24 protein-coding genes are annotated in these 26,228 nt (G+C 65.3%); 13 read left to right on the plus strand and 11 right to left on the minus strand.

Annotated features, from left to right (window positions below; genetic code table 11):
* Window positions 1-121: 121 nt before the first annotated feature.
* The gene (gene ilvD / locus QM590_RS12725; RefSeq protein WP_269595221.1) at window positions 122-1,837 is read right to left on the minus strand and encodes a dihydroxy-acid dehydratase; all 1,716 of its coding nucleotides are present in this window, start codon (window positions 1,835-1,837) and stop codon (window positions 122-124) included.
* Between the two features lie 223 nt (window positions 1,838-2,060).
* On the opposite strand from ilvD, the gene QM590_RS12730 reads away from it, so the two are divergent.
* The 4 genes from QM590_RS12730 to QM590_RS12745 are packed head-to-tail and all read left to right on the plus strand — an operon-like array spanning window position 2,061 to window position 5,236.
* Window positions 2,061-3,062 (plus strand): Acg family FMN-binding oxidoreductase, encoded by a 1,002-nt coding sequence (locus QM590_RS12730; protein WP_269595220.1) that lies wholly within the window; start codon window positions 2,061-2,063, stop codon window positions 3,060-3,062.
* Window positions 3,059-3,961, plus strand: a complete 903-nt coding sequence (locus tag QM590_RS12735; RefSeq protein WP_269595219.1) for a universal stress protein — start codon at window positions 3,059-3,061, stop codon at window positions 3,959-3,961. The genes QM590_RS12730 and QM590_RS12735 overlap by 4 nt, the downstream gene beginning before the upstream one ends.
* Window positions 3,958-4,320: a hypothetical protein gene (locus QM590_RS12740; protein ID WP_269595218.1), complete on the plus strand. Its 363-nt coding sequence runs from the start codon at window positions 3,958-3,960 to the stop codon at window positions 4,318-4,320. The genes QM590_RS12735 and QM590_RS12740 overlap by 4 nt, the downstream gene beginning before the upstream one ends.
* A gap of 37 nt (window positions 4,321-4,357) precedes the next feature.
* Window positions 4,358-5,236: a universal stress protein gene (locus tag QM590_RS12745; RefSeq protein WP_269595217.1), complete on the plus strand. Its 879-nt coding sequence runs from the start codon at window positions 4,358-4,360 to the stop codon at window positions 5,234-5,236.
* Between the two features lie 14 nt (window positions 5,237-5,250).
* Here the strand turns inward: QM590_RS12745 and QM590_RS12750 are convergent, their stop codons facing one another.
* Both QM590_RS12750 and lppU read right to left on the minus strand, forming a co-directional pair.
* Complete coding sequence (locus tag QM590_RS12750) at window positions 5,251-6,687, minus strand: MFS transporter (RefSeq protein WP_269595216.1); 1,437 nt, start codon at window positions 6,685-6,687, stop codon at window positions 5,251-5,253.
* Window positions 6,684-7,283 (minus strand): LppU family putative lipoprotein, encoded by a 600-nt coding sequence (gene lppU / locus QM590_RS12755; protein ID WP_269595215.1) that lies wholly within the window; start codon window positions 7,281-7,283, stop codon window positions 6,684-6,686. Before lppU ends, QM590_RS12750 begins: the two co-directional genes overlap by 4 nt.
* Window positions 7,284-7,369: 86 nt before the next feature.
* Between lppU and QM590_RS12760 the strand changes: the two genes are divergently transcribed.
* Both QM590_RS12760 and QM590_RS12765 read left to right on the plus strand, forming a co-directional pair.
* Window positions 7,370-8,419: an ATP-dependent DNA ligase gene (locus QM590_RS12760; RefSeq protein ID WP_094669158.1), complete on the plus strand. Its 1,050-nt coding sequence runs from the start codon at window positions 7,370-7,372 to the stop codon at window positions 8,417-8,419.
* 2 nt (window positions 8,420-8,421) lie between these two features.
* Window positions 8,422-9,507: a DNA polymerase domain-containing protein gene (locus tag QM590_RS12765; protein WP_269595214.1), complete on the plus strand. Its 1,086-nt coding sequence runs from the start codon at window positions 8,422-8,424 to the stop codon at window positions 9,505-9,507.
* A 134-nt stretch (window positions 9,508-9,641) separates the two neighbouring features.
* Here QM590_RS12765 and QM590_RS12770 read toward each other — a convergent pair whose 3' ends face one another.
* Both QM590_RS12770 and nhaA read right to left on the minus strand, forming a co-directional pair.
* Entirely contained in the window at window positions 9,642-10,028 is a 387-nt protein-coding gene (locus QM590_RS12770) for an SdpI family protein (RefSeq protein ID WP_269595213.1), read from the minus strand.
* Window positions 10,029-10,170: 142 nt separating this feature from the next.
* Window positions 10,171-12,027 carry a Na+/H+ antiporter NhaA gene (gene nhaA, locus QM590_RS12775; RefSeq protein ID WP_269595212.1) on the minus strand — a complete coding sequence of 619 codons (1,857 nt, stop codon included), beginning with the start codon at window positions 12,025-12,027 and terminating at the stop codon, window positions 10,171-10,173.
* A gap of 222 nt (window positions 12,028-12,249) precedes the next feature.
* Between nhaA and QM590_RS12780 the strand changes: the two genes are divergently transcribed.
* Together QM590_RS12780 and QM590_RS12785 are read left to right on the plus strand one after the other, a co-directional pair.
* A complete protein-coding gene (locus QM590_RS12780; RefSeq protein WP_269595211.1) occupies window positions 12,250-13,275 on the plus strand; it encodes a zinc-binding metallopeptidase family protein in 1,026 nt (341 codons plus the stop codon).
* Between the two features lie 118 nt (window positions 13,276-13,393).
* On the plus strand, window positions 13,394-14,134 hold the full coding sequence (locus QM590_RS12785) for a GAF and ANTAR domain-containing protein (RefSeq protein ID WP_269595231.1): 741 nt from the start codon (window positions 13,394-13,396) through the stop codon (window positions 14,132-14,134).
* 26 nt (window positions 14,135-14,160) lie between these two features.
* Here QM590_RS12785 and QM590_RS12790 read toward each other — a convergent pair whose 3' ends face one another.
* From QM590_RS12790 to QM590_RS12805, 4 genes are read right to left on the minus strand one after another with little or no spacing between them, the layout of a single operon-like run.
* Window positions 14,161-14,826: a class I SAM-dependent DNA methyltransferase gene (locus tag QM590_RS12790; protein WP_269595210.1), complete on the minus strand. Its 666-nt coding sequence runs from the start codon at window positions 14,824-14,826 to the stop codon at window positions 14,161-14,163.
* Window positions 14,823-15,572 carry a PIG-L deacetylase family protein gene (locus QM590_RS12795; protein WP_269595209.1) on the minus strand — a complete coding sequence of 250 codons (750 nt, stop codon included), beginning with the start codon at window positions 15,570-15,572 and terminating at the stop codon, window positions 14,823-14,825. The genes QM590_RS12790 and QM590_RS12795 overlap by 4 nt, the downstream gene beginning before the upstream one ends.
* Window positions 15,566-16,561 carry an acyl-CoA dehydrogenase family protein gene (locus QM590_RS12800; protein WP_269595208.1) on the minus strand — a complete coding sequence of 332 codons (996 nt, stop codon included), beginning with the start codon at window positions 16,559-16,561 and terminating at the stop codon, window positions 15,566-15,568. The genes QM590_RS12795 and QM590_RS12800 overlap by 7 nt, the downstream gene beginning before the upstream one ends.
* The gene (locus tag QM590_RS12805; protein ID WP_149406890.1) at window positions 16,558-17,283 is read right to left on the minus strand and encodes a glycosyltransferase family 2 protein; all 726 of its coding nucleotides are present in this window, start codon (window positions 17,281-17,283) and stop codon (window positions 16,558-16,560) included. The genes QM590_RS12800 and QM590_RS12805 overlap by 4 nt, the downstream gene beginning before the upstream one ends.
* A 296-nt stretch (window positions 17,284-17,579) precedes the next feature.
* Here QM590_RS12805 and QM590_RS12810 point away from each other — a divergent pair, with 296 nt between their 5' ends.
* The 5 genes from QM590_RS12810 (at window position 17,580) to QM590_RS12830 (ending at window position 22,910) form a co-directional block, all read left to right on the plus strand.
* Window positions 17,580-18,491 (plus strand): L,D-transpeptidase, encoded by a 912-nt coding sequence (locus tag QM590_RS12810; protein WP_269595207.1) that lies wholly within the window; start codon window positions 17,580-17,582, stop codon window positions 18,489-18,491.
* Window positions 18,492-18,657: 166 nt separating this feature from the next.
* Complete coding sequence (locus QM590_RS12815) at window positions 18,658-19,590, plus strand: carbohydrate ABC transporter permease (protein WP_176460333.1); 933 nt, start codon at window positions 18,658-18,660, stop codon at window positions 19,588-19,590.
* Complete coding sequence (locus QM590_RS12820) at window positions 19,587-20,477, plus strand: carbohydrate ABC transporter permease (protein ID WP_269595206.1); 891 nt, start codon at window positions 19,587-19,589, stop codon at window positions 20,475-20,477. The genes QM590_RS12815 and QM590_RS12820 overlap by 4 nt, the downstream gene beginning before the upstream one ends.
* A 28-nt stretch (window positions 20,478-20,505) precedes the next feature.
* The gene (locus tag QM590_RS12825; protein WP_269595205.1) at window positions 20,506-21,831 is read left to right on the plus strand and encodes an ABC transporter substrate-binding protein; all 1,326 of its coding nucleotides are present in this window, start codon (window positions 20,506-20,508) and stop codon (window positions 21,829-21,831) included.
* Window positions 21,831-22,910 carry an ABC transporter ATP-binding protein gene (locus tag QM590_RS12830; RefSeq protein ID WP_269595204.1) on the plus strand — a complete coding sequence of 360 codons (1,080 nt, stop codon included), beginning with the start codon at window positions 21,831-21,833 and terminating at the stop codon, window positions 22,908-22,910. Before QM590_RS12825 ends, QM590_RS12830 begins: the two co-directional genes overlap by 1 nt.
* Here the strand turns inward: QM590_RS12830 and QM590_RS12835 are convergent.
* Both QM590_RS12835 and QM590_RS12840 read right to left on the minus strand, forming a co-directional pair.
* On the minus strand, window positions 22,888-24,198 hold the full coding sequence (locus QM590_RS12835) for a cytochrome P450 (RefSeq protein WP_269595203.1): 1,311 nt from the start codon (window positions 24,196-24,198) through the stop codon (window positions 22,888-22,890). The genes QM590_RS12830 and QM590_RS12835 overlap by 23 nt on opposite strands.
* 33 nt (window positions 24,199-24,231) lie before the next feature.
* Complete coding sequence (locus QM590_RS12840) at window positions 24,232-26,190, minus strand: M13 family metallopeptidase (protein WP_269595202.1); 1,959 nt, start codon at window positions 26,188-26,190, stop codon at window positions 24,232-24,234.
* Window positions 26,191-26,228: the final 38 nt, after the last annotated feature.

Consider the following 26,228-nt stretch of genomic DNA (forward strand, 5'->3'; position numbering starts at 1 on the left):
GGCCCTCGCGGCCTAGGATTTCCATTAACCGGTCCAACCCACGGGGACCAGTGCAATGCAACGGTCCATTGACGCGGCATGGGGGGCGGGCGGCATGGGGGGGCGGGCGGGAAGGGGCCGGCTAGATCAGCACCGCACCGTTCGAGGCCGATCCGACCAGCTTGGAGTATTTGGCCAACACTCCTCGGGTGTAGCGCGGCGGCAGTGGTGCCCAGCCCTGTGCGCGGGAGTCCATTTCGGCTGCGTCGACGAGCAGGTCGAGGGTGCCCTTGCCGACGTCGAGTCGGATCTGGTCACCGTCGCGGACGAAGGCGATGGGTCCGCCGTCGACTGCCTCGGGTGCCACGTGTCCGACGCACAGGCCGGTGGTGCCGCCGGAGAATCGGCCGTCGGTGAGCAGCAGGACGTCCTTGCCGAGTCCCGCACCCTTGATGGCTCCGGTGATTGCGAGCATCTCGCGCATTCCCGGCCCACCCTTGGGTCCTTCGTAGCGGATGACCACGACGTCGCCTGCTGCGATGGTGCCGTCTTCGAGGGCGTCCATGGCCGCGCGTTCACGCTCGAAAACTCGTGCGGTGCCGACGAAGACGTCGGAGTCGAAGCCTGCGGACTTGACGACGGCTCCGCCGGGGGCGAGCGATCCTTCGAGGATGGTGATGCCGCCCGTCGGGTGGATCGGCTTGTCGAGTGCGCGCAGTACCTTGCCGTCGGGGTCCGGGGGTGCGATGTGAGCGAGGTTCTCCGCCACGGTCTTTCCGGTGACCGTCATGCAGTCGCCGTGCATGAGGCCTGCGTCGAGCAGAGCCTTCATCACGACGGGAACTCCGCCGATGGCGTCGACGTCGGTCATGACGTGCTTGCCGAACGGCTTGACGTCGGCCAGGTGGGGAACCTTCGCGCCGACGCGGGTGAAGTCGGCGAGGGTCAGGTCCACCTGCGCCTCGTGGGCGATGGCCAGGAGGTGCAGTACCGCGTTGGTCGAGCCGCCGAAGGCCATGACGACGGCGATGGCGTTCTCGAAGGCTTCCTTGGTGAGGATGTCGCTGGTGCGGATGCCGCGTCGCAGAAGATCGACGACGGCCTCGCCGCTGGCGTGGGCGAATCCGTCGCGTCGGCGATCGGGAGCGGGAGGAGATGCGCTGCCGGGCAACGACATTCCCATCGCTTCGGCTGCGCTGGCCATCGTGTTGGCGGTGTACATTCCGCCGCATGCACCTTCGCCGGGGCAGATGGCGCGTTCGATGGTGTCGACGTCGGCGCGTGACATCAGTCCGCGCGAACAGGCACCGACGGCCTCGAAGGCGTCGATGATCGTCACCTGGTGTTCGCTGCCGTCGGACAGTCTCGCGAACCCGGGCAACGTGGAGCCGGCGTAGAGGAAAACACTCGCCAGGTCCAGACGCGCTGCGGCCATGAGCATTCCGGGCAGCGACTTGTCGCATCCTGCGAGCAGGACGGAACCGTCGAGACGCTCTGCGCTGATGACGGTTTCGACGCTGTCGGCGATCACCTCACGGGAGACCAACGAGAAGTGCATGCCCTCGTGGCCCATCGAGATACCGTCGGACACCGAAATGGTGCCGAATTCCAGCGGGTAGCCGCCGGCGGCGTGGACGCCCTTCTTGACGGCCTTCGCCAGACGTTCGAGCGAGAGGTTGCACGGGGTGATCTCGTTCCACGACGACGCAACGCCGATCTGGGATTTGCCCCAGTCGTCGTCGCCCATCCCGACGGCGCGGAGCATGCCGCGCGCTGCCGTTTTCTCCAGTCCGTCGGTGACGTCGCGGCTGCGGGGCTTGACGTCGATGTCTTCGGGGGGATTCTGCGGGGTCGTCATGACTCTCCTGAGCGGTCGGCGGACGGTCGCGTCCTCAGGTTCCGCTCCTGAGTCGCATTCACCGTCAACACTAAACCTGTGGTTGCGGCTCTCGATCGGCATGCACCCAACTCGTACGTCTCGAGTGCCCTTCATCGAGTGACGAATGGCCCTGTCGAGCACCACCAGCTCGGGGAGAGAGTGGGTGTGTCACCGCATCGCGGTGGGAGTCCGAGGAGAGACGATGAACGATCAGCCGGATACGGCCGTGGTGGAGATGCTGGTGGAGCTCGCGTGTCGCGCTCCGTCGGTGCACAACAGTCAGCCGTGGAGGTGGATCTACTCCGAGCACGTACTCGATCTGTACACCGACAGCTCGCGCGTGCTCGGGGCGATAGACCCGACCGAGCGGCAGATGGTGATGAGCTGCGGGGCTGCCTTGGACCACCTGCAGAAGGCCGCGGCAGCCAACAGGTGGACGGCAGAGATCGACCTGTTGCCGACCCCGGGTGCACCGGATCATCTGGCGCGTGTTCGTTTCGTACACGACGCGCATCCCCGGTCGCACGAGTTCGACCTGCTCACTGCGATCAATCGGCGGTACTCGGATCGGCGAGCGTTCGGGCCGGTGCCGAGCAATCGCGATCTGACGCGATACCTGGGTCAGGAGCACTACGGCACCGAGATGACCGTCCTGTCGGCCGAGTCCAAAGAGACGTTGGCGAAGGCATCGACTCTGAGCGCGAGCGTACGTAAGTACGACGCGACGTATCAGGCGGAGATCAGATGGTGGGCCGGGCACGCGTTCCGATCGGGAGGAATCCCGCCCGAGGCTCTGACGAACCGCGCGGATGCATCGAGGGTGCAGGTCGGACGAGTGTTTCCCGAACCGCACCGGGTCGCCGCGACCGTGACACACGAGCCGGTCGAGGACGAATCCACCGTGGTGCTGCTCGAGACGTCATCGGACGAACGCCTGGATTGGCTGCAGAGCGGTCGAGCCATGTCTGCCTTCCTCCTGGCAGCGACAGCGGACGGACTGGCGACGTGCCCGTTGACGCACATGACGGAACAGTCGGGGAGCAGGCGCTTGGTCGAGTCTCTCGCTGCACGCACAGGGGTGGCGCAGGTGCTGATTCGAGTCGGTAAACCGATGATCGGCTCACCGCCACCCCGAACCCCACGACACGCGGTCGCATCGGTGCTCTCGGCACCCGCCCGCGCAACGAACAGGAGACGATCGTGATTCTCGCAGGACACCAGAAAATCGTTGTCGGCGTGGACGGCTCGCCCGCCAGTATCGACGCGGCCCGCTGGGCGGCCACCCTGGCCGAGAAAGTGGATTCTCCGCTGCTGATCGCCGGGGCAGTACAGCAGCCCGTGTTCTACATGGGCGAGCCCGCATCGGTGGTGCCGAGGGAGGTGTGGGACGAGCAGCGGCGCACGGCCGAACGCGTCGTCATTGACGTTGCCACCGCGGTGCTGGCCCGTCATCCGAACCTGGCCGTGACCACCTCGGTGGAGGAAGCGACCGCATGCACGATGATGGTCGGACACTCCCGCACCGCGCGCATGCTCGTCGTCGGTAACTCCGGTTCCGGCCCGATCGTGTCGGCGTTGTTCGGGAGTACGGCGCAGGAGACCTCGAACGCGGCCCTGTGCCCGGTGATCGTCTGGCGGGAGGGAATCGGCACCGTCGACGCACCGATCCTCGTCGGTATCGACGGCAGTGCGACGAGTGAGGTGGCCGTCGAGCAGGCCTTCGATCTGGCGTCTCTGTTGGGTGTGCCGATGATCGCCGCGCTTGCCTGGAGTTCGTTGTCCCAGGGGGCGGCGCTCTCCCTGCCGGGATCGCCCGACAGTGCCGAGATCGAGCGCGAGCAGCGAATGCTGCTGTCGGAATCTCTTGCCGGATGGAGCGAGAAGTATCCGGACGTATCCGTCGAACATATTGTGCAACAGGGCAATCCAGCGCATCTGTTGATAGATCTGTCCAAGCGTGCCGGCCTCGTGGTGGTCGGTAGCCACGGACGGGGAGTGGTGGCGAGAGCACTGTTCGGATCGACCAGTAGCAACCTCACGCGGCACGCGCGCTGCCCGGTGATGATCTGCAGAGACACGACGACAGCGGGGACTCGACGATGACGAACGACGCACGAGCAGCGGCAGGCACCCGGCGGATGGAGACCGATTCCATCACCGTCGACAGTCCGGCATCGACAGGGTCGACGGTGTTTCCGGTGACCACTGCGTCGACCGGCGGCACCGTGTACGCGGTGATGATCGCCGAATACGGACCGCTCGCCGGAACCTCCCCGGACGGACACGATCTGAGAACAGCGGTGCTCGGCCGGTGGCCGGGGGTGCGCGTGTTCGAGCGGCGCAGCACCGGTGTCAGCGGGGCCGACCCGCGCGGCTACGAGACCTTCTACGTCGAGCTCGAATCGAGCGGATGCCGCACCGATATCGATACCGACGAAGTATCTGCCCTGTTCCACCCCTGACCGACCCGACGGCTTCCCATCGAGCCAGGAGCACATCATGAGCAATTCCACCGACCGCGTGCTTCCCATCCTGGTGGGCATCGACGGCTCCACCGAGGCCGATGCCGCAGCGCTGTGGGCGGCCACCTACGCCGCGAAGACACATGCGTCCGTTCGGTTGATCCACGCTGTCCCCGACGGGGATTGGTACGGATCGGCAGCGTTCGTCGACGGCGGTGCGCTCGAGCGGGATCTCCGCATGATCGGGCGAAAGCATCTCACCCGCGCGGCCGGAGCGATGCACGACGTTGCACCCGAGGTGTCCGTCGACATCGTCAGCGTCGACGGCACCATCGCGTCGTACCTGTCGAATGCCGACGCCGAATTGATCGTGCTGGGATCGAGGAAGTCGAGTGCACTACGAGACCTGACCCTGGGCAGCAACACCCTTCGGGTCGTCACGCACGCCCGTTGCCCCGTACTGCTGGTGCGTGGTGGCGGGGAGAGCAGCGATCCCGCCAGGCCCATCGTGGTGGGCGTCGACGGAAGTGAGCAGTCGGATCGAGCGTTGAGTGCAGCGCTCGAGTTCGCCCACACCGTCGGTGCACCGGTGGTCGCGGCGAACTACTGGGGATTCGCGGCCCAACCCGGTCTGGGAACGGGATTCGAGGGCGTCGACTGGGTGAGCATTCGCGCTCACGAAAAGCATTGGCTCGAAACGCATGTGGAGAAGATGCACGAGAAGTATCCGGAGGTTGCGCTGAGCACTGTGAGCGCGCAGTCGAGCCCGACGCGAGGCCTGCGCGCGATGTCGGCGTCGGCGTCGATGCTCGTGGTGGGTTCTCGGGGTCGAGGTGCTCTGCGTGGGACGATTCTGGGGTCGGTCAGTCAGAATCTCGTTCACCACGCCGACTGCTCGGTGCTGATCGTGCGATGACCCAGTGCGGTGAGTCACGCGCTCCGACGCGAGGCGGGTGGTGGTGAGCCGATGTCGCAGTGCGGTGGGCAGTTCGACGCGTCCTCGCCGGTGCCGCGAATCAGTACCGCCGCGATGACCGCACCGATCACCAGCAACCCGGCGCACATCAGCATCGCGGTGTGGAAGCCGTCCGAGAACACCTCCGGCGCAGCGTAATCGGATCCAGCGATACCGGCGAGCGCAGGGAGCGCGGCCACGGCGAGCAGTTGGCTGGTGCGGGCCACGGCATTGTTGACACCCGACGCGATTCCGGCACGATCGGTCGACACCGCGCCCAGAACCGCTCCGGTCAGCGGGGCCACCAGAGCGGACAATCCGAGCCCGAAGACGAGAACCGCGGGCAGAACGTCTGTGGCATAAGTGGATCCGGGTCCGATGCGCAACATCAGCAACAGCCCCAGTGCCGAGAGCAGCGGCCCGATGGTCATCGGAACACGAGGTCCGATGCGTCCGGCGATTCTGCCCGCGCGGGCGGACAGGACGAGCATCAGAGCGGTGATCGGCAGCGTGGCCACTCCGGCCGCGATGGGTGAGTAGCCCACGGCGAACTGCAACTGCAACACCAGAAGAAAGAACACGCCGCCCAGAGCCGCGTACACGGCGAAGGTGACGAGGTTGGCCGCCAGAAACACTCGGGATGCGAACAGCGACGGCGGAACCAGTGGATCGTGCGAGCGACGCTCGATCACCACGAACACTCCGGCCGCGACGACACCCAGAGCGAGCGCCAGGGCATGTGACTCGATCAGACCGTACGTGAGCAGACCCAGCGCTGCCGCGACGGTCACCGCTCCCGGTACGTCGAGTCGGCCGGATGCGTGCGGATCTCGGCTCTCGGGAACGTGTTTCGCTGCCACCCACACGACCACGACGGCGAGCGGGATGTTGATCAGGAACACCGAACGCCACCCGACGGCGTCGACCAACCAGCCGCCGAGCAACGGACCGACCGCGGACGCGACGCCGCCGAGACCCGACCACAGACCGATCGCAGCTCCTCGATCCTCGGCCCTGATGGAGGCCGAGATCAGCGCGAGAGAACCCGGCGTCAACAAGGCCGCGCCGACGCCCTGCAGTAGTCGCGCCGCGACCAGCACCTCGATGCTGGGAGCGAGCCCGCAGAGCACCGACGCGGCCGCGAACCAGACGGTGCCCCAGACGAACACCCGCCTGCGCCCCAGCCGGTCGCCTAGCGACCCGCCCAGCAGAATCAGCGAGGCCAGCGTCAAGGTGTAACCGCTCAGCGTCCACTGCAGACCGGTGACGCCCGAACCGAGATCGCGACCGATCGCGGGTAACGCGATATTGACCACGGTGGCGTCGAGCATCGCCAGAGCCGAACCGAGCACCGTGGCTGCGACGATCCAGCGCCCCCGAGCGCTCGAGACCGAGATGTCGGTGGCGGTCACAACCGTTCGACGCAGACGACGAAGTTGCGTGAGTCCTTCTCGAATCCGTACAGCGCGGGGTCGGGGCAGTCGTCGACGGACGAGGTGCCCTGCAGGATGGTCACGACGCGGCGGGTGTCGGCACCGGGGGTCGCGCAGTCGATCCGCTGAGCGAATTCACCGACGAGGTCCATGCATCCACCGACCTGCCAGTCGATGTCGAGGCACAGGGCTCCCTGTTCGATGTCGAAGTAGGTCTCGTAGTAGTACTGATCGGCATCCGCGGGGCACTCGGCCGAGGTGGGCGTCTTGGCGAAGACGACGTAGTTGGACTGCGGAGATCCGCAGGTCGCGTTGTCGATGGCCGCCTCGTCGACGGTTCCGCCCAGGGCCACGCACTCGCCGATCTCCACGTCGATGTCGACACTGCCGCCGTCGTCGATGTCGGTTTGCGGTGTGGTGGTGGGCGGGTCGGTGGTCGTGGTGGCGGGAATGGTGGCACCGGAGATGGCGACGGCGGTACCGGACACTTCCGAGGCGCATCCGCCGAGTATCAGCGCCGCGCACGACGACAACGCGAGCACGAGAGCGCGGACCGAACGACTGGATGACGCCATGGTGAGTCCTGCCCTCGTAGGTTCGACCGTGCTCGTGTAGAAAATATCGGACTCGCTCGTCGGCTGCATGAGGCAGGATGAACTGCGTGGATCTTCCTCTTGCCGTGCCGGTCGCACCGATGCTCGCCAAAGCCGCGAAAGTGGTGCCCGCACAGCCCGAGGACGGGCCCGCGGTGTGGTCGTACGAGCCGAAATGGGACGGGTTTCGCGCGATCGTCTTCCGTGACGGAGACGAGGTGGTGCTGGGGTCGCGTGGCGGTAAGGACCTGGCACGCTATTTCCCGGAGTTGGTGGAGGCGATCAAGGCCGAGCTACCCGAGAAGATCGTCGTCGACGGCGAGATCGTCGTACCTCGCGAGAAGGACGGATCCACTCGTCTGGACTGGGAGTCGCTGTCCGAACGGATTCATCCCGCGGCGAGCCGGGTGACCATGCTCGCGGAGAAGACGCCCGCGCAGTTCATCGGCTTCGACCTGTTGGCCGTCGGCGACGAGGACCTGACGGGTGAGCCGTTCTCGACGCGGCGAGCGAGGCTGCTCGACGCGGTGGGTACCGGCGGGACGAGCTGTCACGTCACCTCCGCCACCGACGACGCGGCGGTGGCCGAGGATTGGTTCGAGCGTTTCGAGGGTGCCGGGCTCGACGGTGTGGTGGCCAAGAAGCTCGACGGTCTCTATCTGCCGAACAAGCGCGAGATGGTCAAGATCAAGCATGCGCGTACCGCCGACTGTGTATTGATCGGTTATCGAATCCATAAGTCCGGCAACGGTATCGGATCTCTGCTGCTCGGTCTGTACGACGGTGACGACCTACGCATGATCGGCGGCGCGTCGGCCTTCACCGACAAGCGCCGGCTGGAACTGCTCGAAGAACTCGAACCGCTCCGGCTCGGCGACGACGTCACGTACGACGGCGAAGCGACCCGCTGGAATTCGTCCAACGACCGCAACTGGATCCCGGTGCGTATCGAGCGGGTCATCGAGGTGGCCTACGACCAGATGGAAGGGGCTCGGCTGCGGCACGTGGCGCGGTTCCTGCGGTGGCGACCCGATCGTGAGCCGCGCTCGTGCGCGTACGACCAGCTCGAGGTTCCGGTGCGCTACGACGTCGCCGACGTCATTGCCGGGGGACGGTAGCCATGGCCGCGAAAACACCACCGGCGTTCGTGCAGGCCGGCGAGCGCGAAGTGCGGGTGTCGAGCCCCGATCGCGTGATCTTCGAGGCCACCGAACGCACCCCGGAGATCACCAAACTGCAGGTGTGCGAGTATTTCGCGGCCGTCGGGGAGCCGCTGATGCGGGCGATCGGTGACCGCCCCACCGCGATGGAGCGTTGGCCCGACGGCTATCGCGAGGGCATGCGATTGGCACTCGGCCCCCAGGACAAGGAGGGCGACGGTTTCTATGAGAAGCGGTTGCCGAAGGGCGCGCCCGAGTGGATCGAGACGGTGAAGATCGCGTTCCCCAGCAAGCGCACCGCGGAAGAGCTGTGCCCGTCCGAATCCGCGTCGCTGGTGTGGGCGGCGCAGATGGGCACGCTGACATTTCATCCGTGGCCGGTGCGGCGACCGGACGTCGACCATCCCGACGAGCTCCGGCTGGACCTCGATCCGCAGCCGGGAACCACGTTCGAGGACGCCCTGCGAGTGGCCGATGTGACCCGAGAGCTGTTGGAGGAACTGGGTTTACGCGGCTACCCGAAGACGAGTGGGAATCGGGGCATTCACATCTACGTCCGCATCGAGCCGCAGTACACCTTCGAGCAGGTGCGCCACGCGGCCATCGGTCTGGGCCGTGAACTCGAACGGCGCGACGACGGGGTGACCACCAACTGGTGGAAAGAGGAACGCGGAGAACGCATCTTCATCGACTACAACCAGAACAATCGAGACCGAACCATCGCCAGTGCGTGGAGTCTGCGGGCCCGGCCGGGTGCGACGGTGAGCACTCCGATGACGTGGTCGCAGTTGGCAGAGGTCACCGATCCACGTGAGTACAACCTCGTCACGGTGCCGGAGCTGGTCCAGGACGGAGACCCGTGGGCCGATATGGACGAGCAGGCCTACTCCCTCGAACCCCTTCTGCACCTGTGGGAAACACTGCCGGGCGGGGAGCTGAACTTCCCGCCGGATTACCCCAAGATGCCCGGCGAACCGCCCCGAGTGCAGCCGTCGAAAAAGGTTGCCGAGCACTGGGATGCCGAGGGTAATCGCACGGAGAGCTGACGCAGCCGGGCAAGGTTGCACACTACGACGCCGTATCGACGGGATTCCGTCGATGCAGGCATGTTCTGTGCAATCGTGCCCGGGCGAGGTCCCGATGGCGATGTCTCTGCCGAGACTGCCTGCACGGAAATCCATCACTCGACGCGTGCATGTCTTTTCGCTTCGCGATCGGCCTTGATTCCGCTCAGGGTCAGGACGACGGCTCCGCCGAGTGCCAAGGCCGCCGAGAGCGTCAGCATGGCCGTGGCGGGGACGGAGCCCAGGACCAGTAGCCCCGCGATCAACACCGCTGATGCGAGGCAATGGGTGGCGCCCGCCATCATGTAGGGATACGCGGCTCTGTGGCCGGCGCCCCAGGCTTCCTTGCTGGACTTGGTGGCCCGCGTTTTGATGCCGATCAACGAATTGGGTTCTTGGTCCGGGTCTTTGGTCACCAGTGCGGTCGCGTACACCGTCAGCGACAACACGAACAGTGTCAGCGCGATCGCTCCCGTTATCGCGCGCGCGGATTCTGCGTCCACGGTGGTCCCTTCTGCCGCCCCTGCGCGTCACTGCAGCATACCGGACGGTCTGCTTCGAGTCGCCGGGCAACGTTGCACACTACGACGCCGTATCGACGGGATTCCGTCGATGCAGGCATGTTCTGTGCAACCTTGCCCGCGCTCACATGGATTCGAGTTCCCGGATCAGCGTCGCCGCATCGTATGGTCCGATGTGCCGGGTCAGGTTCTTGTCGCCGCGTCCCAGGTAGAACGTCGGGGTGCCGTCCACGTCCGAGGACGATGCGTCGAGTTCGTCGTCCTCGACGCGAACGACGTGGTCGCCGGTGCGGATGTCGTCCTCGAATTTGTCCATGTCGAGGCCGAGTTCGCGTGCGTAGCCGTCGATGTCGTCGGGTTCGAGAGCATCACTGTTGCGGAACAACATATCGGCCATCTCCCAGAACTTCCCCTGCGCTGCGGCGGCCTCGCTGGCGTACGCGGCGTAGCGGGCGTGCGGGTGATAGTCGTCGAGCGGCAGGTGTCGGTAGACGTAGCGCAGGTCGTCGCCGAAGTGTTTGCGTACCTCGGCGACGCTGCCGGTTGCCTTGCTGCAGAACGGGCACTCGAAGTCCGCGTACTCCACGATGGTCAGTGGTGCGTCGGCCGGACCGCGGATGTGATCGCGCTTGGCGTTCACCGGGCGCAGAATGCGCAGGGATGCCTCGGCTTTCGGTGGATGGATCTTCTCGTCGATGCGGAACAGGAGCCAGCCCAACACCGCCGCGATGACCGAGGCGGCCAACACTCCCACGCGTGCCTCGTCGGCCAGTAGTTCGTCGTCGAGGGCGAGGTCGATGATGAACAGGGAGATCGTGAACCCGATGCCGGACATCGCCGCACCGCCGGCGATGTGCGACAGCGTCAATCCCGGAGCCAGGGACGACGGCCGCAGTTTCGCGAAAACGGCGGAGGCAGCGGTGATTCCGACGAGCTTGCCGAGGACGAGGCCGGCGATGATGCCCCAGGTGAGCGTCGAGGTCGATGCAGCTTTCAATGTCTCGGAGCTCAGCACCACGCCGGCATTGGCGAGCGCGAAGATCGGCACGATGATGAACGCGGTGTACGGCTGATAGAGCCGCATGAGACGTTCGTTGACCGACACCGCGCGATCGAGTCCGAGACGGGCCGCGCGGGCGTATTCGGGATTGGGCGACTGTCGGAACGCGCGCGTCAGATCCGATGCGCGTTCGACCTCGGTGCGTCGCGGCGGGTAGACCGGAAGGATCAGCGCGATCATCACTCCGGCAAGCGTGGGGTGCACTCCGGACTCGTACATTGCGACCCACGTGAACAGTGCGACGACGAAGTAGCCGACTCCGCGCCACACCTCGAGCCGGCGCAGCAGGAAGATCAGTCCGAGCCCGACGAACGCCAGGATCAGCGGCACCACGTCGAGGTTGTCGGTGTAGAAGAACGCGATGATCGCCAGCGCGCCCACGTCGTCCGCGACGGCGAGCGTGAGCAGGAAGATGCGCAGCCGCGCAGCCTTCTTCGGTCCGAGGACGGCGAGCGCCCCGAGCAGGAACGCAGTGTCGGTGGAGATGACGACGCCCCAGGCCTGGGCGGCGGGCCCGGACGGATTGAAGGCGAGGAACAGCAACGCAGGGGCGGCGAGGCCGGCAACGGCAGCGACTATCGGAATAGCGGCACGGGATCGGTCGGTGAGCTCACCCATCGCGAACTCGCGCTTGACTTCGAGGCCGACGACGAAGAAGAACAGCGCCATGAGCCCGTCGTTGACCCAGTGGGCCAGGTCGAGAGAGATGCCGTGCTCGCCGATGGTGATCGACAGCTCCGTGTGCCAGAACGACTGATAGGTCTCGCCGAAGGGTGAATTGGCCCAGATCAGCGCGATGAGTGTCGCCGCGAGCAGAAAGCCCGCCGCCAGGGTCTCGCTGTTCCTCTCGCCGCGAGCTCGCGAGATCCGTTCGACGAAACGCGCCATCGGCCGATTCGTCGGCGTGATCTGATCTGCCATCTTCCGGCCCGCGTCCTCTCGGAGAGTGTTGTGAAGCAGTCTGTACCAACGCGGCGGTCGGCGCTTTGCTTCCACGCAGGTGGGAGACCGCAGAGTAACGTTATTGCGCCGCCGAATCCGCCGCACGGCGAGAGATGTGCACGACATATTCGACAAACGGCATTAGTCCGCACATAAACGGGAATACGAGTCCGACTCAACCCCTGCCACGAAGGAACATCCATGCGTGATTTCATCTGCCGCAAATGCGGACAGAAGCTGTCGTTCGAGAACTCACTGTGTCTGAGCTGCTCGAGCGCACTCGGCTTCCATCTGCCGAGCAGAGCCCTGCTGGTGCTCCCGGACAAGGCCGACGACGGCGTCGCCGAGGCAGAGGTGGACGGGGCCACGTGGAAGATGTGCGCCAACCTCAACACTGCTCGCTGCAACTGGCTCGTCGACACCGCCGACACCGACGATCTCTGCGTGTCCTGCCGGCTCACCCGCACTCGCCCCGCCGACGACGACGTCGACGCGATGGCCGCCTATGCCGACGCCGAGACCAACAAGCGTCGCGTCGTACTCGAACTGACCGAACTGGGACTGCCCATCGTGGGCCGGGACGAGGACCCCGCGACCGGCCTGGTGTTCGATCTGCTCTCGAGCGCCGAACAACAGGTGATGACCGGCCACGACAACGGTTTGATCACCCTCGACCTCGCCGAGGGAGACGACGTGCACCGCGAACAGTTGCGCGTCGCGATGTCCGAGCCGTATCGCACGCTCGTCGGGCACTTCCGGCACGAGATCGGCCACTACTACCAGATGGTGCTGGTCGGAGACGGTGAGCATCGCGCGGCCTTCGAGGAGCTGTTCGGGGATCCGGATTCGAGCTACCAGGACGCCCTCGACCGCCACTACAGCGAAGGTGCGCCCGAGGGCTGGGAAGACAACTACGTCTCGTCCTACGCCACCATGCACCCCGCCGAGGACTGGGCCGAGACGTTCGCGCACTACCTGCACATCCGCGACACCCTGGACACGGCCGCAGCGTTCGGCATGGCACCGGCCGGTTCGACGCTGGAGAGCCCGTTGCCCGGTGACGTCGGCTTCGATCAGATCGTCGACTGGTGGTTGCCGCTGTCGTGGGCGCTGAACCAGATCAACCGATCGATGGGACACCAGGACCTCTACCCGTTCGTGCTGCCGCCGACCGTCGTGAAGAAAATCGGGTTCGTGCACTCGCTGATCGCACCCAGCACACTCTGACGCCCCGCTAACGGTCGTTGAGCTTTGCCATCAGGGGCGTATCCTGTGTTGTCGGCACACCGCCGATGCCGGGATGCGCCCCTGCGCAGTAGCAGGGCTCGTGCAACAGCAGGACGAGGTGACGACCATCAGCGAGCAGACAATGGATTCGACGGGCACGCGCTCGCGGGTCACCGATTTCGAGCTGAGTCGACGACTGGCCGAGGTGGCCGAGAAGCTGCGGCGTCAGCATTCGGATCCGGATCGAGTTCTGGCCGTCATCACCGAGTCCGCGGTGGCCAATGTGCCGTCCGCCGAGTTCGCGTCCATCACCACCGTGCTGCAGGGCAAGTTCGTACACAGCGCCGCGCTGTGTGGGGAGCCCGCCGGCCACTGCGACAAGATTCAGGAGCAGCTGGGCGAGGGACCGTGCCTCGAATCGGCAATCGAACAGACGACCATCAGGATCGACGACATGGACAGCGACACCCGCTGGCCGCAGTTCGCCGACGCGGCGTCTGCGCTCGGGGTCAAGAGCATGATCTGCTTCCAGCTCTACGTCGAGGGAGTCAACTTCGGCGCACTGAACCTGCACTCCACTCGTACCGACGCGTTCAGTGCCGAGGCCGAGTCGATCGGTTCGCTGTTCGCAGCGCACGCGGCCATCGCGTTCTCCACCGCCCGCGAGGAGCAGCAGATCCGAGCCGCGTTGACCAGTCGAGACTTGATCGGTCAGGCCAAGGGCATGTTGATGGAGCGCTACAACCTGAACTCGCAGGCGGCATTCGCCTTGCTGGCCAAGCTGTCTCAGGACACCAACGTCAAACTCGCCGATCTCGCCGAACAGCTGGTCATCGACGCCGCGAAATCGACCGACTGAGCCCTGTTTCGGGAGGTCGAGCGCAGTCAGCGCACATCGAGGCCGTCGGTGCTCGCGACCGACACCGCCGGACCGTCCGAGGCGACGAAGACCTCGATCCGAACGTCCTCGTCCAAGTACCGACTCAGTAGCGCCAATCCCGGTGTAGCGGCGATGATCTCGTGCACACGATCACCCGAGATCGGATAGTCGTCCACGTCGTGACGCCAATGCGCGGCCACCAGAGTGCCCCCTGCTTCCAGGTGATCGACGGCGCGAGTCATCGCCGATGCGAGATCCGCGGCGTCGAGGTAGTAGCCGACCTCGCTGACGACGATCAGATCGAACGTCTCCTCGGGTGTCGGCAATGCCGACCAGTGGTCGGACAACGACCACAACGCGAATTCGACTGCGGCAGTCCTACCTACACGCACGCGGGCCGAATCGAGAGCACTGTCCACCACATCGGTCGACACCACGTGATCGCACCGGGTCACCAACTGTTCGGTGAGCACGCCGATGGAGCAGCCGGGTTCGAGTGCTCGCCGATAGTGCGGCTTCGGCAGCGAGGCCATGGTCAATGCGTACTTGCGCCGCTCGTACCACTTGCTGTCGAGCATGAACGGATCGTCCTTGGCCGCATAGACATTGCGGAAGTAGTCGGCACCCAAGCTGGTCGGAGAACCGTGGCTCGTCCGAGAATCCATGCTCATGCGAACACCACCTCGAACGGTCGCCGGTAGCGGGCCAATATGTGCGGCGGCAACACCGCTCGATCCGCGGGGTGATCGGACAGGGGCCGGATCTGAGAATCGAACTGCTCGATCGACGCGCGCTTGGCGTCGAGGGCGTGCGCCGGGAGATCGACACGGCGGCATCGTGTCCACGGAACTGCAGGATGGTTCGGAGTTGCCCAGTGCCACATCCAGATCGGGTACTCGACCACCGGTATCCCGACGGCGTTCGCCGCAGTGAGACAGGCCCGCGCGGTCGCTTCGTGGTCGGGATGACCGTCTCCGCGCCAGGGCGTCAGGCACCAGGTGCCCGGGGTGGCGTCGAGCAACGGCATCAACGCATCGGCCACCGCACCCTCGTGCTGCTCGACGGAACCGTCGGCGATCTGCAACCGCGTCGGAGAGTGGTCGATTCCCAACTCCGCCAACGCGCGTTCGGACTCGACGGGGCGTCGTGCCCGCAGATCCTCCGCCGTCACCGTCGGGGAACCGGGGTGCGAGCCGTCACCGTCGGTCACCGCGACCACCCTCACGTCGACCCCTGCCGCGGCCGCCAACGACAGTAGGCCACCGACGCCGAGCACCTCGTCGTCCGGGTGCGGGCCGACGACGACCATCGTGACGACGTCCTTCCACTGCAGACCGGGGATGGACCAGTCGGCCGACATCCAATCCGACTCGGCGGTACCGACATCGACTTCGGCGTCGAATGCGTTCTCTACCATGGGTTGTCCTCCTCGGCGATGTCCTGCCCGAGGGCTTCGAGATCGCGTTCGGCGTGGCTCTGCCTCAGATAGACGGTGAGATCTGCGACGCGCCGCGCGTGCTCGGCATCGCTGCACAGCGGGCCGGCACCGAGAGCGCGACCGACGCGGTCGATGCACTGGGTGGCCGCGTCCTCGACCACTGCCCGCACGATGCGGGCTCGGGTCCGGGCTCGACCGGAACGGTCGAACGGATCGGCGTCCACTTCGGCGGCCGCGGTGGTCAGTGCGCTCGACGCCGCACCGAGTGCCGCTGCGATGGCACCGAGATGTGCGGCACGGTGCGGGTCCGGCCTGGTGCGGACGGCGGCGTGCAGAGTGTCCGCCACCGCGCACGCGCTACCGAACCAGGCGGCCGACACCCCGATGGCACCGTGCCAGAAGCCAGGACGGGTGAGGTAATCGGTCGGTCCGCCGACCGCAACGGCCGGGACGCTGTCGAATGCAACCGAGCCGGAATCGCTTTCGCTCATCCCCACGGCATGCCACGTGTCGGGTACCGGAGTCGCGCCCGGATGCGTCAGATCGACGGCGAACAGCCGCGGACTTCCCTCGACGCGCGCAGTGACCAGAGCGTTCGTGCACAGTGACGCACCCGAGCACCACGGCTTCGTTCCGGTGAGAACCCAGCCCGAGTCCTGCAGCACCCCCTCGAGAATCGGAGCAGGCGGTTCCGCAGCCCACACTCCCCAGATCTGACCGCGCTGTGGCGTCGGGCCGTCGAGTTCGTGCAGGATCGCGATCGCGTCGGTATGCGCTTCGGACCACCGGCCCAGCACCGTGTTGTGACGGCTCAGGGCGGCGAGCGACTGCCAGCGCAGATCGGTGTATCCCGAGCCGGGCAGCGCGAGGTCGAGACGACCGTCCGCCTCGAACGCCAAGAACGCCTTACGCAGACCGGTGTCGATGTCTGCACGGTCGGTGGATTCGAGAAAATCGGTCTCGCTCATGCGGTGGCCTCCAGGGAACGCAGGAATCCGGCCATGCCGTCGGGTGCTCTGCCGCTGAGGCGACCCGACGTCGTGACAGGGATGTCGCACACTCGACGGCACTCGATGCCGCCGAGCTCGAGGCGTCGGACCAGATCGTGGTCCTCGCCGGTGGTCAAAGGTGCAAATCCCCCGACGGAGAAGTACTCGGTCGCTCGGACGCCGAGGTTGGCGCCGTGCACGTGTGGGTGGCCGAATTCGTGCCGGTAGTGCGCGTCGTACGACGATCGCAACCCGAGGTTCTCCTCGACGTGGCCCTCGAAATCGACCGCCACTGTTCCCGCTATCGCTCGAGCGCCCTCGGCGGCATGCCGGAGATGGCCGAGCAGCCAGTTCTCACCCACCCTGGTGTCCGCATCGGTGGTGACGAACCAGGTGGCGTCGAGCCGACTGCCGTCTCGCGAGCCGGTCGCGAACCCGGCGGCTCTGGCCGCTCCGACGTTGCGATGGGCTACCTCGATCGCCGACACCGACGGGTGACGTGCGGCGATGTGCGCCGAGTCGTCGGTGCAGGCATCGAGTACGACGACCGTCGAGACGGTCACCGCCGCCACTTCGACTGCGCGGCGCTCCGCCCGTGACAGGGCCGTCAGACAGGCGTCGAGCAGATCCTGCTCGTTGTGTGCGGGTACGACGACGACGATGTGACTGACTGGGGTACGGGGGAAAGCATCGGAGATCACGGTCCACCCTTTTCGGACACCGGACGAAGAAGAGTCCGTTTCGGAAACCGCCGGTGTCTGGACGGGATGTGCTCCCCTCGCACATACCCGTTCCCCGGCTGCCGACACATGCGTCCTGGCCTGCAAAGACAGTGCTCGGGACCGGTTGCGGGAAGATACTCGTACTCGCGGTTTCTTTCGCCCGTTTCAGAAATATCCGATTAGCAAATGTCGGGGCGGTATGTGTTAATGGGCTTTGCTCACGCACAGCTCTGTCGGTGGGCATCGCGACGCAGCACGAAGGATGGTCGGGTTACATGGCATCACCGGTTCGCACACGCAGATTCGCCCGTATCGGCGCGATCGTTGCAGGTACAGCCCTTGCTGCGTCCGCCGCATTCGGTTCGGCACAGGCCGCGCCACTGTGGCCGGGCGGCCCGGACGTCTCGATTCCCGGCATGCCGGGGTCCTCGGATCCGGCTGCGCCCGCTCCCCAGCAGCAGATCGTCCCGCAGCTCGCGCCCGCGAACTTCGCCGATCCGAGCATCAGCCCCTCCGGCGGCGAGGTCGTCGGAGTCGCGCAGCCCATCGCCATCCGCTTCGACGAGGCAATCGGTGATCGTGACGCCGCCCTGCGAGCCATTCGCGTCACCACGAACCCGTCCGTCGACGGCCACTTCTACTGGATCAACGACACCCAGGTCCGCTGGCTGCCCAACGAGTTCTACCCGGCGCACACCCAGGTGACCGTCGAGGCAGGCGGAGCGAAAGCCGAATTCTCCACCGGCGACTCCATCATCACCACGGCCGACGACAACACCAAGCAGATCACCGTCACCCGCAACGGCGAGGTCGTCCGCACCATGCCCACCTCGATGGGCAAGGTCGGACACGAAACCCCCAACGGCACCTACATCGTCGGCGAGCGGTTCCGCGACATGTACATGGACTCCTCCACGTACGGCGTCCCGATCGACTCCGAGGAGGGCTACCGCGCGTACGTCGAATACGCGACGCGCATCTCCTACAGCGGCATCTTCGTACACGCCGCCCCGTGGTCGGAATCGCAGCAAGGCTACTCCAACGCCTCGCACGGCTGCCTCAACGTCAGCACCGAAGACGGCAAGTGGTTCTTCGAGAACGTCCAGAAGGGCGACCCCGTCATCGTCGTCAACACCGACGGCGGAACCCTGAGCGGATCCGACGGTCTCGGAGACTGGAACCGCTAGAGCGGCTTCGCCGCACGTGAGCGAGGTGCCCTCGGGTCGTTCCGCAGGCTCCTCTCCCGCCTCGTAGCCCACTACGAAGTTCCACTCACATAGGTTGGTCTGCCCGACGGTGAGCGTTGGGGCCCAGTTCACTGTTCGTTAGCCGAGGCTGAGCACAGTCCTCGCAGTGAGTGCAACAACCGAACGAGTGCTGCCCAGGGCACGCGAGAAGCGTTTCTTCTCGCGGCCGTGGACCGATTACGCACTGTTCCTGATTCTGGTGGGCCCCAACCTGGTTCTGCTGGGCGTGTTCACGTATCGGCCGCTGGTCGAGAATTTCCAGTTCTCGTTCTTCGACTGGAACCTGTCCTCGCCCACCTCCACGTTCGTCGGCTTCGACAACTATCGCGAGTGGGCCTCCCGCGAGGACACCTGGCAGATCGTCGGCAACACCGTCGTGTTCACTGTCGCCGCGGTGGTGGGTTCATTGGTTCTCGGCCTGGTGCTGGCGCTGCTGCTCGATCGAAAGCTCAGGGGCCGCAACTTCGTTCGCTCCGCCGTCTTCGCCCCGTACGTCATCTCGGGTGCCGCGATCGGCATCGCGTTCCAATTCGTCTTCGACCCCAACTTCGGGCTGGTCCAGGATCTGATGCGACGCCTCGGCCTGGGCGCGGTTCCGGACTTCTATCAGGACCCGAAGTGGGCGATGGTCATGATCACTGTGACCTACCTGTGGAAGAACCTGGGCTACACCTTCGTCATCTACCTGGCGGCCCTGCAGGGCGTGCGCAAGGAATTGATGGAAGCGGCCGAGATCGATCAGGCGAGCCGCTGGACCACGTTCCGCAAAGTGCTTCTGCCGCAACTACGTCCGACGACGTTCTTCCTGTCGATCACGGTGCTGCTCAATTCGCTCCAGGTCTTCGACATCATCAACGTCATGACGCGCGGCGGCCCGCTGGGCACCGGCACCACCACGATGGTCTACCAGGTCTACGAGGAGACGTTCCGCAACTTCCGAGCCGGCTACGGTGCCACCGTCGCGACGATCCTGTTCCTCGTGCTGTTGATCGTCACGCTCGTGCAGGTACGAATCATGGATCGAGACGATCAGCGATGACTGTGACCGACAAGCCCGATACGGCGACGCCGGAGAAAGTGCCAGGACCGCGCGACCCGCAGCGTGCGCGTCGCAACGCGAACATCCTCGGATACGCGGCCTTGTTCGCCGTCCTGCTGATGATCGGGCTGCCACTGTTCTGGATCCTGATCACCTCCTTCAAGGATCGACCGGACATCTACGTGCAGCCGGTCACGTGGTGGCCCAGCGTCTTTCATCCACAGAACTACGACGAGGCGACGACGGAGGTGCCGTTCTTCACGTACCTGCGCAACTCCATCATCATCACCACGGCCGTGTCGTCCATCAAGTTCGTCCTCGGGGTACTCAGCGCCTACGGTCTGGTGTTCCTGCGCTTCCCGGGCAAGAACATCGTCTTTCTCGTCATCATCGCCGCGCTCATGGTGCCCAATCAGATCACCGTCATCTCCAACTACTCGCTCATCTCCGAGTTGGGTTGGCGTAACTCGTTCCAGGGCATCATCATTCCGCTGGCCGGCGTCGCGTTCGGTACCTTCCTGATGCGCAATCACTTCCTGTCGTTGCCGCCGGAGATCATCGAAGCCGCGCGGATGGACGGTGCCGGGCCGGTACGGCTGATGTTCCGGGTGATCCTGCCGCTGTCGGGCCCGACCATGGTGGCCTTCGCCATCATCACGATCGTCACCGAATGGAACGAATACCTCTGGCCGTTCCTGATGTCCGACGACTCCTCGGTCGCACCGCTTCCGGTGGGATTGACGCTGCTCCAGAACAGCGAGGGCTACACCAACTGGGGCGCGGTGATGGCCGCGACGGTGCTGACCATTCTGCCGATTCTTCTCGTCTTTCTCGTCCTGCAACGCCACATGATCAAGGGCCTCACCTCCGGTGCGGTCAAGGGCTGATTCACCTCACTATCAGGAGTCGAACACCATGGCACACATCATCAACCGGCGTGGCTTCCTCACGCTCACCGGCGCAGCTGCGGCCGCCGCAGCCCTCGCGGCGTGCAGCGGCCCCGGATCGGGCGGGTCGGGCGGCGAGGCTGTCGAAGGCGATGCGAACACCATCAACTTCTGGTCGAACCACCCGGGCAAGTCCCAGGAGTTCGAGAGGGAGCTGATCTCGCGCTTCCAGGCGGAGAACCCCGGCCTGACGGTCAATCTCATCGACGGTGGCAAGAACTACGAGGAGGTGTCGCAGAAGTTCAACGCGGCGCTTTCGGGCAACGATGTGCCCGACGTGGTCGTGCTCTCGGACGTCTGGTGGTTCAACTACGCGCTCACCGGTGCGATCGAGCCGTTGGACAAGCACTTCTCCGCAGCAGGCGTCGACCAGTCCGACTACGTGGATTCGCTGCTGGCCGACTACAACTGGAACGGCAACCACTGGGCCTTGCCGTACGCGCGCTCGACGCCGCTGTTCTACTACAACAAGGCCGTGTGGCAGCAGGCCGGACTGCCCGATCGCGGGCCGGCCACCTGGCAGGAGTTCGACGAGTGGGGCCCGCGCATCCAGGCCGTCGTCGGAGACGGCAAGCTCGCGCACGGTTGGGGTAACGCCGTCGACTACCTCGGGTGGACGTTCGAGGGTCCGATCTGGACGTTCGGCGGATCGTACTCCGATCAGTTCGAGCTGAAGTTCGACGACCCCAATACCATTGCGGCAGGCAAGTTCCTGCAGGACATGATCCACACGAAGAAGTACGCCGCGGTGTCCAACGACATCGCCAACGACTTCGCCGCGGGCATCCTGGCGTCCACCATCGCGTCGACCGGCGACCTGTCCACCATCAAGGCCGGTGCCGCGTTCGAGTTCGGTACTGCCTTCCTGCCGGCCACCGACGGCACTCCCGGCTGCCCCACCGGTGGAGCCGGCCTGGCCATTCCGGCGAAGATCTCGGAGGAGCGAAAGGTGAACGCGCTCAAGTTCATCGACTTCGTCACCAACGGTGCCAACACCGCCTACTTCTCGCAGAACACCGGCTACATGCCGGTCCGCAAGTCTGCGCAGCAGGACCCGTCGGAGATCGCATTCCTCCAGGCGAACCCCAACGCCAAGACGGCCGTCGACCAATTGGCGCTGACTCGCTCGCAGGACTACGCCCGCGTGTTCGTCCCCGGTGGCGACAAGATCATCGGCAGCGGACTCGAGCAGATCGCGCTGCAGAACGCGGATGTCGCAACGACGTTCGCGTCCATCTCGGATCAGCTGCAGCAGATCATCGACCGCCAGATCACCCCGAAGCTGCCGAAATAATGGCCGCCGTTCACTACGCCGGTGTCTCGCACCGGTACCCGGGTGCCGATTCGCTCGCTGTCGACAACCTCGAACTCGACATCGCGGACGGTGAATTCATCGTTCTCGTCGGACCTTCGGGCTGTGGGAAGTCGACGAGTCTGCGGATGCTCGCCGGTCTCGAGTCCGTCGAAAGCGGTCGCATCGACATCGGCGGAGTGGACGTCACCTCGCTGGCTCCGCGGGCCAGGGACGTTGCGATGGTGTTCCAGAACTACGCGCTGTACCCCAACATGACCGTCGGCGACAACATGGGCTTCGCGCTGCGCAATGCCGGAATGAGCAAGTCCGACACCGCAGCACGAGTACTCGACGCGGCGAGGATGCTCGAGCTCGAGCCGTTGCTGGGTCGCAAGCCCGGCAAGCTCTCCGGCGGGCAGCGTCAGCGAGTGGCCATGGGGCGCGCCATCGTGCGTCAACCCAAGGTGTTCTGCATGGACGAACCGCTGTCCAACCTCGACGCCAAGCTGCGGGTCTCGACCAGGGCCCAGATAGCCGGTCTGCAAAGACGACTGGGCACCACGACGGTGTACGTCACCCACGATCAGGTCGAGGCCATGACGATGGGTGATCGCGTCGCGGTTCTGCTCGACGGCAAATTGCAGCAGATCGCCGCTCCGCGGGAGCTGTACGACAACCCCGTCAACACGTTCGTCGCGGGATTCATCGGGTCACCCGGAATGAACTTGGTCGACGCCCCCGTGCGCGACGGCGCGGCCGTACTCGGCGAGTTGCGCATACCCGTCCCGTCCTCGGCGGGCGAGCGCGTCGTTGTCGGTATTCGCCCGGAGTCCTGGGATCTGGTGGGCGAGGGCAGTGGCCTGCAGCTGACCGTCGAGCTTATCGAGGAACTGGGTGCGGAGTCGTTCGTCTACGCCTCCGCGCCCAGCACCGACGGCGGTTGGTCGACAACCTCCGGCCGCATCGCGGTTCGCGTCGACCGCAAGTTGTCGATCGCCCTGGCCGAAACAATTCGACTGGTGCCCAAGCTGGACGAGTTGTTCTTCTTCGACTCCGTTACCGGCTTGCGGTTGTCGTAGCCGGTTCACCGAGGTCGATGGGCAGCGTGGCCCATCCGTGCAGGACTCGGGTGTTGCGACGGGTTCCTTCGCCTGCCGAGCGCAGGTGGGGGAATCTGTCGAACAACGCCTTCAAGCCCACTTCGGATTCTGCCTTCGCGAGCGCTGCCCCGAGGCAGTAGTGGCGCCCACCCGAGAACGACAGGTGTTTACCGGCATTGGCGCGGGTGACGTCGAACCTGTCCGGGTCATCGAACACCAGCGGATCCCGATTGGCACCGGCGAGCACCAGCACGACGAGTTTGCCCTCGTGCACCGTCACTCCCTCGACCTCGACGTCGTGCTTGGCCATCCGTGCGGTGAGCTGTACCGGCGATTCCATCCGCAACATTTCGTCGATGGCCGTCGGCCAGTGCGACGGGTCCTGCTGCAGTACGGCGAGCTGGTCGGGGTTGTCGAGCAGCAGTTGGATTCCGCTGCCGAGGAGGTTGACGGTGGTTTCGAAACCTGCGGCCAACACCAATCCCGCCGTGGCCCGGAGCTCCTCGTCGTTGAGGCCGACGCCCTCGTCCTTCGCGGCGATCAGCTGACTCATCAGATCGTCACCGGGATTGCGGCGCAGTTCGGCGATATGTTGCGAGAGCCAGGCGTCGAATCCGATCAGGCCACGCTCGACCTGCTTGAACTGATCCCACGACAAGCCGATGTCGAGACTGGGTGCAGCCATCTCACCGAATTCGAGAACCCGTTGATTGTCCTCGACCGGTACACCGAGGATGCGCCCGATCACAGCAACCGGCAGGCGCGCGCAATAGCGATCGACGATGTCGACGACCGGAGAGCCGTCGGACAGCTCGTCGAGCAGAGCATCGGCCGTTTCCTGCACCTGATCGCGCATCTTCTGCACCGCGCGGGCGGTGAAGACAGAGGACACCAGCTTTCGGTACCTGGTGTGGTCCGGCGGCTCCACCGAGAGCAGTGAGGGCGGCAGAATCGGGTGCAGTGCACCGGATCTGGTGTGCTCCTCGATCCACCGCAACGGCCCGGGAAGGGTCGCACCCAGCTGCGTGACGCGGAAGTCGTCCGAACGCAGCAAGTCGAACGCCACCCGGTGATGCACGGTGATGTTCGAGATCCGGGTCTTCACCAGCGGCGCGGTGGCGCGCAGCTTCTCGTAGACCGGCGTCGGATTCGCCCGCGTCGCCGGATCGGCCACCAGCATCGCCTGCGGATCGCCCGCGGCCGCTGCTCGTTTGGCCGCGAACCGAATCACCCCGTGAGCAGCCAGCCAGCGTGCGTATTCCCTCATCCGAAATTCCCTCCCCGATTGCCCTACCCGGAACTACCAGATCTTGACGCGCTTCCCCGGGTCCAAGTACAGCGCATCTCCGGGCTGTACGTCGAATGCTTCGTGAAAACTGTCGAGATTGCGCACGACGCCGTTGCAGCGGAATTCCGGCGGCGAGTGCGGATCGACGGCGAGTCGGCGGATTGCCTCGGCGTCGCGAGCCTTGGTGCGCCACACCTGCGACCAGCCGAAGAATACTCGCTGCAGGCCGGTCAAACCGTCGAGCACCGGTGCTTGTTTGCCTTCGAGCGAGATCTCGTACGCCGCGACGGCGATCGACAGACCACCGAGATCGCCGATGTTCTCGCCGATGGTGAACTCGCCGTTGACCTTGTGGCCGGGCAGGGCCTTGGGCTCGAACTCGTTGTACTGCTCGATCAGGGCCGTGGTGCGCTTGCCGAATTCGGTGCGGTCGCTGTCGGTCCACCAGTCGACCATGTTGCCGTCACCGTCGTACTTGGCACCCTGATCGTCGAATCCGTGGCCGATCTCGTGGCCGATCACCGCTCCGATACCGCCGTAGTTGGCCGCATCGTCGGCCTCGGGGTCGAAGAACGGTGGCTGCAGAATGGCTGCGGGAAAGACGATTTCGTTCATGCCGGGGTTGTAGTACGCGTTGACGGTCTGGGGCGTCATGAACCACTCGTCGCGGTCGACGGGTCCGCCGAGCTTGTCGAGGTCGCGCTGGTAGTCCGCGGTGTAGCCGCGGCGGTAGTTACCGAGCAGGTCGTCGGCGCTGATCTCGACGCCCGAGTAGTCACGCCACCGATCGGGGTAGCCGATCTTGGGGGTGAACTTGCCCAGCTTGTCCAACGCCTTCTGTCGAGTCTCCGGGCTCATCCATTCGAGCTCGGAGATGTTGCGGCGGTACGCCTCGGTGAGATTGTCGACCAGCACCTTCATTCGAGCCTTGGAGTCGGCCGGGAAATGGCGTTCGACGTACAGCTTTCCGACGGCCTCACCGAGCACGTCCTGCACCAGGGAGACGCCGCGCTTCCAGCGCTCGCGGTTCTCCTCGGTTCCGGTCAGGGTCGTTCCGTAGAACGCGAAGTTCTCGTCGACGATCGCGCTCGTCAGAAACGGTGCCCGTGAATGCACGACGCGCCAGGCCAGCCACGCCTTCCACGCTTCGATGTCCTCGGAATTCCACAGCGAGACGAAAGTGGTCAGGAACGGAGGCTGCCGAACCACGATCTCGGCGAACTGCTCGGTGGTTGCGCCGAGACCGGAAATCCATGCGGCCCAGTTGAATCCGGCACCGCTCTTGACCAGCGTGTCGAAATCGACGAGGTTGTAGCTCTTCTCGGCATCACGCCGGGCGACGACATCCCAGTGACCGGCGGCGATCTTCTGCTCGAGGTCGAACACCGTCTGCGCGTCGTACTCGATACCGCTGAGCGCGAACATCTTCGAGATGTGCGCGATGTAGCTCGAGCGGATCTCGGCGTACTCGTCCTGGCGGTAGTACGACTCGTCGGGCAGGCCGATTCCGGACTGGCTGAAGTGCACGAGGTAGCGGTCGGACTGCTTGGCGTCGGTGTCGACGTAATGGCCGATGGCCCCGCCGACGCCCGTGCGCTGCAGGGAGCCGAGAACGCCTGCGAGGGTGACGAGGTCGGTCGCGTCGGAGATGGCGGTGAGCTCGTCGGCGATGGGAGTCACGCCGAGCTGCTCCGCGCGGTCGGCATCCATGAAGCTGGAGAACAGGTCGCCGATCTTCTGCGCGTCGCTTCCGGCGGGCGGGTTCGCCGCGGCGGACTCTTCGATGATGGTCTGGACGTCGACCTCGGCCCGGTCGTACAAGGTGCGGAACGCGCCGTCGACGGCCCGGTCGGCCGGGATGGCGTATTCATCGAGCCATTTGCCGTTGACGTGCACGAACAGGTCGTCCTGTGCGCGTGTGTTCTCGTCCTGGTAGCTGAGATCGATGCCCGAGTTCACTACTGAAGTCATCCGTCCATCTTTACACTCTTGCGCTCGATTGAACGGGT

This window comes from Rhodococcus sp. IEGM 1372 (assembly GCF_030056835.1).
In the GTDB taxonomy this organism is placed as follows: Bacteria; Actinomycetota; Actinomycetes; order Mycobacteriales; family Mycobacteriaceae; genus Rhodococcoides.

What these genes read in the sequence shown, in the direction of transcription:
- QM590_RS12800 (WP_269595208.1), bottom strand. Translation starts at nt 16,561, where the DNA reads ATGAGCGAGACCGATTTTCTCGAATCCACCGACCGTGCAGACATCGAC.
- QM590_RS12820 (WP_269595206.1), top strand. Translation starts at nt 19,587, where the DNA reads ATGACTGTGACCGACAAGCCCGATACGGCGACGCCGGAGAAAGTGCCA.
- ilvD (WP_269595221.1), bottom strand. Translation starts at nt 1,837, where the DNA reads ATGACGACCCCGCAGAATCCCCCCGAAGACATCGACGTCAAGCCCCGC.
- lppU (WP_269595215.1), bottom strand. Translation starts at nt 7,283, where the DNA reads ATGGCGTCATCCAGTCGTTCGGTCCGCGCTCTCGTGCTCGCGTTGTCG.
- QM590_RS12810 (WP_269595207.1), top strand. Translation starts at nt 17,580, where the DNA reads ATGGCATCACCGGTTCGCACACGCAGATTCGCCCGTATCGGCGCGATC.
- QM590_RS12765 (WP_269595214.1), top strand. Translation starts at nt 8,422, where the DNA reads ATGGCCGCGAAAACACCACCGGCGTTCGTGCAGGCCGGCGAGCGCGAA.
- QM590_RS12730 (WP_269595220.1), top strand. Translation starts at nt 2,061, where the DNA reads ATGAACGATCAGCCGGATACGGCCGTGGTGGAGATGCTGGTGGAGCTC.
- QM590_RS12790 (WP_269595210.1), bottom strand. Translation starts at nt 14,826, where the DNA reads ATGAGCATGGATTCTCGGACGAGCCACGGTTCTCCGACCAGCTTGGGT.
- QM590_RS12795 (WP_269595209.1), bottom strand. Translation starts at nt 15,572, where the DNA reads ATGGTAGAGAACGCATTCGACGCCGAAGTCGATGTCGGTACCGCCGAG.
- QM590_RS12835 (WP_269595203.1), bottom strand. Translation starts at nt 24,198, where the DNA reads ATGAGGGAATACGCACGCTGGCTGGCTGCTCACGGGGTGATTCGGTTC.
- nhaA (WP_269595212.1), bottom strand. Translation starts at nt 12,027, where the DNA reads ATGGCAGATCAGATCACGCCGACGAATCGGCCGATGGCGCGTTTCGTC.
- QM590_RS12840 (WP_269595202.1), bottom strand. Translation starts at nt 26,190, where the DNA reads ATGACTTCAGTAGTGAACTCGGGCATCGATCTCAGCTACCAGGACGAG.
- QM590_RS12780 (WP_269595211.1), top strand. Translation starts at nt 12,250, where the DNA reads ATGCGTGATTTCATCTGCCGCAAATGCGGACAGAAGCTGTCGTTCGAG.
- QM590_RS12830 (WP_269595204.1), top strand. Translation starts at nt 21,831, where the DNA reads ATGGCCGCCGTTCACTACGCCGGTGTCTCGCACCGGTACCCGGGTGCC.
- QM590_RS12825 (WP_269595205.1), top strand. Translation starts at nt 20,506, where the DNA reads ATGGCACACATCATCAACCGGCGTGGCTTCCTCACGCTCACCGGCGCA.
- QM590_RS12740 (WP_269595218.1), top strand. Translation starts at nt 3,958, where the DNA reads ATGACGAACGACGCACGAGCAGCGGCAGGCACCCGGCGGATGGAGACC.
- QM590_RS12745 (WP_269595217.1), top strand. Translation starts at nt 4,358, where the DNA reads ATGAGCAATTCCACCGACCGCGTGCTTCCCATCCTGGTGGGCATCGAC.